Origin of the sequence: Streptomyces sp. NPDC002044, assembly GCF_040296725.1 — a bacterium.
In the GTDB taxonomy this organism is placed as follows: domain Bacteria; phylum Actinomycetota; class Actinomycetes; order Streptomycetales; family Streptomycetaceae; genus Streptomyces; species Streptomyces antarcticus.
Genome location: NZ_JBEOXU010000279.1, coordinates 1 through 3,830, shown reverse-complemented (window position 1 = coordinate 3,830; position 3,830 = coordinate 1). Strand labels below are relative to the sequence as shown.

The window sequence follows — 3,830 nt, the reverse complement described above, 5'->3', positions numbered from 1 at the left end:
CGTCGCCACCGTGTTGCGCGTCCTCTACCTGGTCTTCAACGAGGGCTATTCCGCCGCGCCGCGGGCTGCTCGCGGGCTGCGCGGTCGCCATCGGCCTGTTCTGCACGTGCCGGATCTGCTGCGCCGACGAGTACGAGGGCCCCTGGTCCCGGAAGAAGCGCGAGGGCTGCTGCTCGAACTGCGACTGCCCGTCGGGCTGTGACTGCGACGGCTGCTGCTGCCCCTGCGACTGAGGGCCCGTCAGATTCCACAGGTCCGGACGGGGTACTCCGCGGTTCCCGTCCTGGCCGGTGTGGAAGGGTTGAGCGGCATGAGCGACGACGCAGACGATCCGCACGCCGACTGGCGGACCTGGCACGAGCGACGGCTGGCCTCCGTGTCCGCCCCGTACGGGCCCCTCGCCCTGACCGGGACCCACTGGCTCGCCGACTACCCGGAAGGTCGACTTCCGGCCGTTCCGGGGCTCTGGCGCGCGACCGGCGGCGCGGTGACGCTCGCCGCCCGCGCCGGGGACTCCCTGCGCGTGGACGGCGAGCCCTTCACGGGTGAGACCGTGCTCGCCGCCGACGAGGGCCCGCCCTCGGGCTCCCGGGTCTGCGCGGGCGAGGTGCGGCTCGTGGTGATCCGCCGGGAAGGGGAGTGGGCGGTCCGCGTCTTCGATCCCGGCTCCGAGGCCCGCCGGGCGTTCGCCGGCATCGAGGCCACCCCGTACGACCCGGCCCTCGCGCTCGCGGGCCGGTTCCGGCCGTACGCCGAGGACCGGACCGTCCAGGTCGAGAACGCCGACGGGCGTGCCCGGGGCCTCGGGCTCGGCGGTGAACTCGCCTTCGCCTTCGAGGGCGCCGAGCACACCCTCCAGGTCGCCGTCGACGGGGACGACGGCGGCCTCTGGGCCGTGTTCGGCGACGCCACCGGCGGCCGCTCCAGCTACCGCTTCCGCTTCCTGAGGCCCGGCGCCCCCGCCCCGGACGGCTCGGTCACGGTGGACCTCAACCGGGCGCTGCTGCCGCCCTGCGCCTTCGCGGACCACTTCGTGTGCCCGTTCCCGCCACCGGGGAACACGCTGCCCTTCGAGGTGGCGGCGGGCGAGCGGCGGCTGAAAGCCGCCCTTGCGACCGATATCTGACGACAGCACACTCCCGAGAGTGCTTGTCAGGGACACGGCATGAGCGTGTGCGCTCCCCGTGCCCCTGCCGCGCCTCACGGGCTCCGGCACCCCCACGAACGCCGGGCCCCCGAACCCTCCCGGAGGACGATAAGTGAGGATCAAGAGCATCACCCGTACCAGGCTGCTCGCGGCGGCCACCGGCCTGGCCGCCGTCGCGGCCCTGGCCGCCCCCACCGCCGCCAGCGCGGACACGCAGGACGGCGGGTTCAGCGCCTCCCGTCTCGCCTCGGCCGGCGCATCCGTCCTGCGCGCCGATGTCGCCGGAACCGCCTGGCACACCGACCCCGCCACCGGGACCCTCGTGGTCACGGCCGACTCCACCGTCTCCGCCGCCGCGCTCGCGAGAATCAAGCGCGAGGCGGGGGCCGACGCCGGCGCTCTGCGCATCGAGCGCACCCCGGGCAAGCTGACCAAGCTGCTCTCCGGCGGCGACGCGATCTACGCGTCGAGCTGGCGCTGCTCGCTCGGCTTCAACGTGCGCAGCGGAAGTACGTACTACGCGCTCACCGCCGGGCACTGTACGGACGGCGCCGGCACCTGGTGGAGCAACTCCGCCAAGACCACCGTGCTCGGCTCGACCACCGGGTCCAGCTTCCCCACCAACGACTACGGCCTGATCAAGTACGCCAGCAACTCGCCGGTCCCTCCCGGGACCGTCGGCAGCCAGGACATCACCACCGCGGTCAACGCCACCACCGGCATGGCCGTCAAGCGGCGGGGGTCCACCACGGGCACCCACAGCGGCTCGGTCACCGGCCTCAACGCCACCGTCAACTACGGCGGCGGCGACGTCGTCTACGGCATGATCCGCACCAACGTGTGCGCCGAGCCCGGCGACAGCGGCGGCCCGCTCTACTCGGGCACCCGCGCCGTCGGCCTCACCTCCGGCGGCAGCGGCAACTGCTCCTCCGGCGGGACCACGTTCTTCCAGCCCGTGGTCGAGGCCCTCAACGCCTACGGGGTCAGCGTCTACTGACGGTGACCCACGCGCCCCCGGCCGCACCCCTGGACGTCCTTCCGCCATCTGGGAGGATGTCCAGGGTGTCCACGGGGGAGGCTCGCGCATGAAACGCATCGGAGTGACCGGTCACCGGTCCATCCCCGGCAGGGCGCTCGCCCACGTGGAGAGCGCCCTGCGGGCCGTGCTGGGCCGTCACGAAGGGCCGCTGGAGGCCCTCTCCAGCCTCGCCGACGGCGCCGACCAGCTGTTCGCCGCCATCGCCCTCGAACACGGCGCCGACCTCACCGTGGTGATCCCCAGCGGGGATTACGAGGACGCCTTCGAGGACGCCGAGGCCCTGGCCCGCTACCGGGGGCTCAAGTGCCGGGCCGCCCAGGAGGTGCGGATGGACTTCGCCCACTCCACCGACGAGGCCTACTACGCCGCCGGCACCTACATCGCCGACTCCTGCGACCGGCTCGTCGCCGTCTGGGACGGGCTGCCCGCGCGCGGGCACGGCGGCACCGCCGAGATCGTCGCCTACGCCCGGACCCTCGGCAAGCCGGTCACCGTCATCTGGCAGGAGGGTGCGACCCGGGACTAGGGCGGGTCTGAGACGCAGCGCCGGGCGCCCGAAGGGCGCGAGCCAGGCGGGACTTCTCAGACCCGCCCTGGCCGCGCCCCCACCCCCACACGGACGTCAGCTGCTGTGCCGGGCCAGCCAGTCCGTGTGCTGCGGCGACACGTACCGCTCGGTCTCGTACACCGACGACGGCCACTGGGACTCGGTGATCGTCGTCTGCATCACGACCATCATCGCCGCGAGGTCCTGCTCGATCAGGGTGTGCGCCTCGATCAGCGGATGGTGCCGGCGCACCTCGTTCCAGGCGATCCCGGCCGCGGCGGCCGCGCTCAGCAGCCCGGTCAGCTCCGCCCCCGGACCCGAGCCGAACATCCCGAACACCGCGAACAGCAGGGCCAGGCAGGTCAGCAGCACGATCGTCCACGACCACAGCGCCGTCGCCCGCCGCGACACCTCCGTCCGCCGCCGGTACCAGTTGCGCTGCTCGATCAGCCGGTCCCGGACGTACGTCTCGCGCCGTGCCGGGTAGCCCATCCCGCGCAGCCGCTCCATCGCGCCCGTGATCTCCCCGCCCTCCGGGACCACCCCGGCCGCCCGCGGGTCCTCCCAGCCCATCTTGCGCAGCTCGTCCAGGCCCTTCTCCAGCCGCGTCCGGTACGTCGTCCCCGCGTCCGCGGCATCGCTGCCGAACGGCGCCCCGTGCACGGCGTACCGCCAGGCCAGGGACTTGATGAACTCCGCGGCACTGCGGTTGAGCTGCCACTGCGGGCGGGCCCGCCGCCTGGTCGCCCGTACGCCCACGGCCAGCACCCCGGCGTACGCCAGCGCGCTCAGCAGCCCGAACAGGCGCACCGGACCCAGCTCCGGGCCCGCCGGCAGCGCCGCCGCCGCGGCGGCCGTGACCAGCAGCAGCAGCTGGCCGCGGGTCGCCTGGGTGGACTCCCGCTGGCGGGAGATCGCGGCCTGGTCGGTGTGATGGAAGAGGGCCGGCAGGTCCTCGTGTCGAAAGGTCATGCTGTCGGTCACAGCGCCCCCTGCTGTCGGGTTGAGCACCAGGTCGAACGGTCGCGGGGAACGGAAGTCCACGGCCTCCTGGTGGTGCAGTTCCAGCCGGGCTCCGACACCGAGCCGGATCGCGG

General features: G+C 73.6%; 4 protein-coding genes and 1 pseudogene. 4 read left to right on the top strand and 1 reads right to left on the bottom strand.

What is annotated here, in order from left to right:
• The 4 genes and pseudogenes from ABT106_RS31400 to ABT106_RS31385 form a co-directional block, all read left to right on the top strand.
• Positions 1–233: pseudogene (locus ABT106_RS31400) on the top strand (hypothetical protein); the annotation flags it as partial.
• Between the two features lie 77 nt (positions 234–310).
• Entirely contained in the window at positions 311–1,126 is an 816-nt protein-coding gene (locus ABT106_RS31395; RefSeq protein WP_351284313.1) for a DUF1684 domain-containing protein, read from the top strand.
• Positions 1,127–1,259: 133 nt separating this feature from the next.
• Positions 1,260–2,144 carry a S1 family peptidase gene (locus ABT106_RS31390; protein ID WP_351284310.1) on the top strand — a complete coding sequence of 295 codons (885 nt, stop codon included), beginning with the start codon at positions 1,260–1,262 and terminating at the stop codon, positions 2,142–2,144.
• A gap of 88 nt (positions 2,145–2,232) precedes the next feature.
• Entirely contained in the window at positions 2,233–2,712 is a 480-nt protein-coding gene (locus tag ABT106_RS31385; protein ID WP_351284307.1) for a hypothetical protein, read from the top strand.
• A gap of 96 nt (positions 2,713–2,808) precedes the next feature.
• Here the strand turns inward: ABT106_RS31385 and ABT106_RS31380 are convergent, their stop codons facing one another.
• A complete protein-coding gene (locus ABT106_RS31380; protein WP_351284316.1) occupies positions 2,809–3,705 on the bottom strand; it encodes a DUF4231 domain-containing protein in 897 nt (298 codons plus the stop codon).
• Between the last annotated feature and the right edge of the window lie 125 nt (positions 3,706–3,830).

Excerpts from the sequence above, each read along its gene's own strand:
- ABT106_RS31385 (WP_351284307.1), top strand. The coding sequence starts at position 2,233 with ATGAAACGCATCGGAGTGACCGGTCACCGGTCCATCCCCGGCAGGGCG.
- ABT106_RS31395 (WP_351284313.1), top strand. The coding sequence starts at position 311 with ATGAGCGACGACGCAGACGATCCGCACGCCGACTGGCGGACCTGGCAC.
- ABT106_RS31380 (WP_351284316.1), bottom strand. The coding sequence starts at position 3,705 with ATGACCTTTCGACACGAGGACCTGCCGGCCCTCTTCCATCACACCGAC.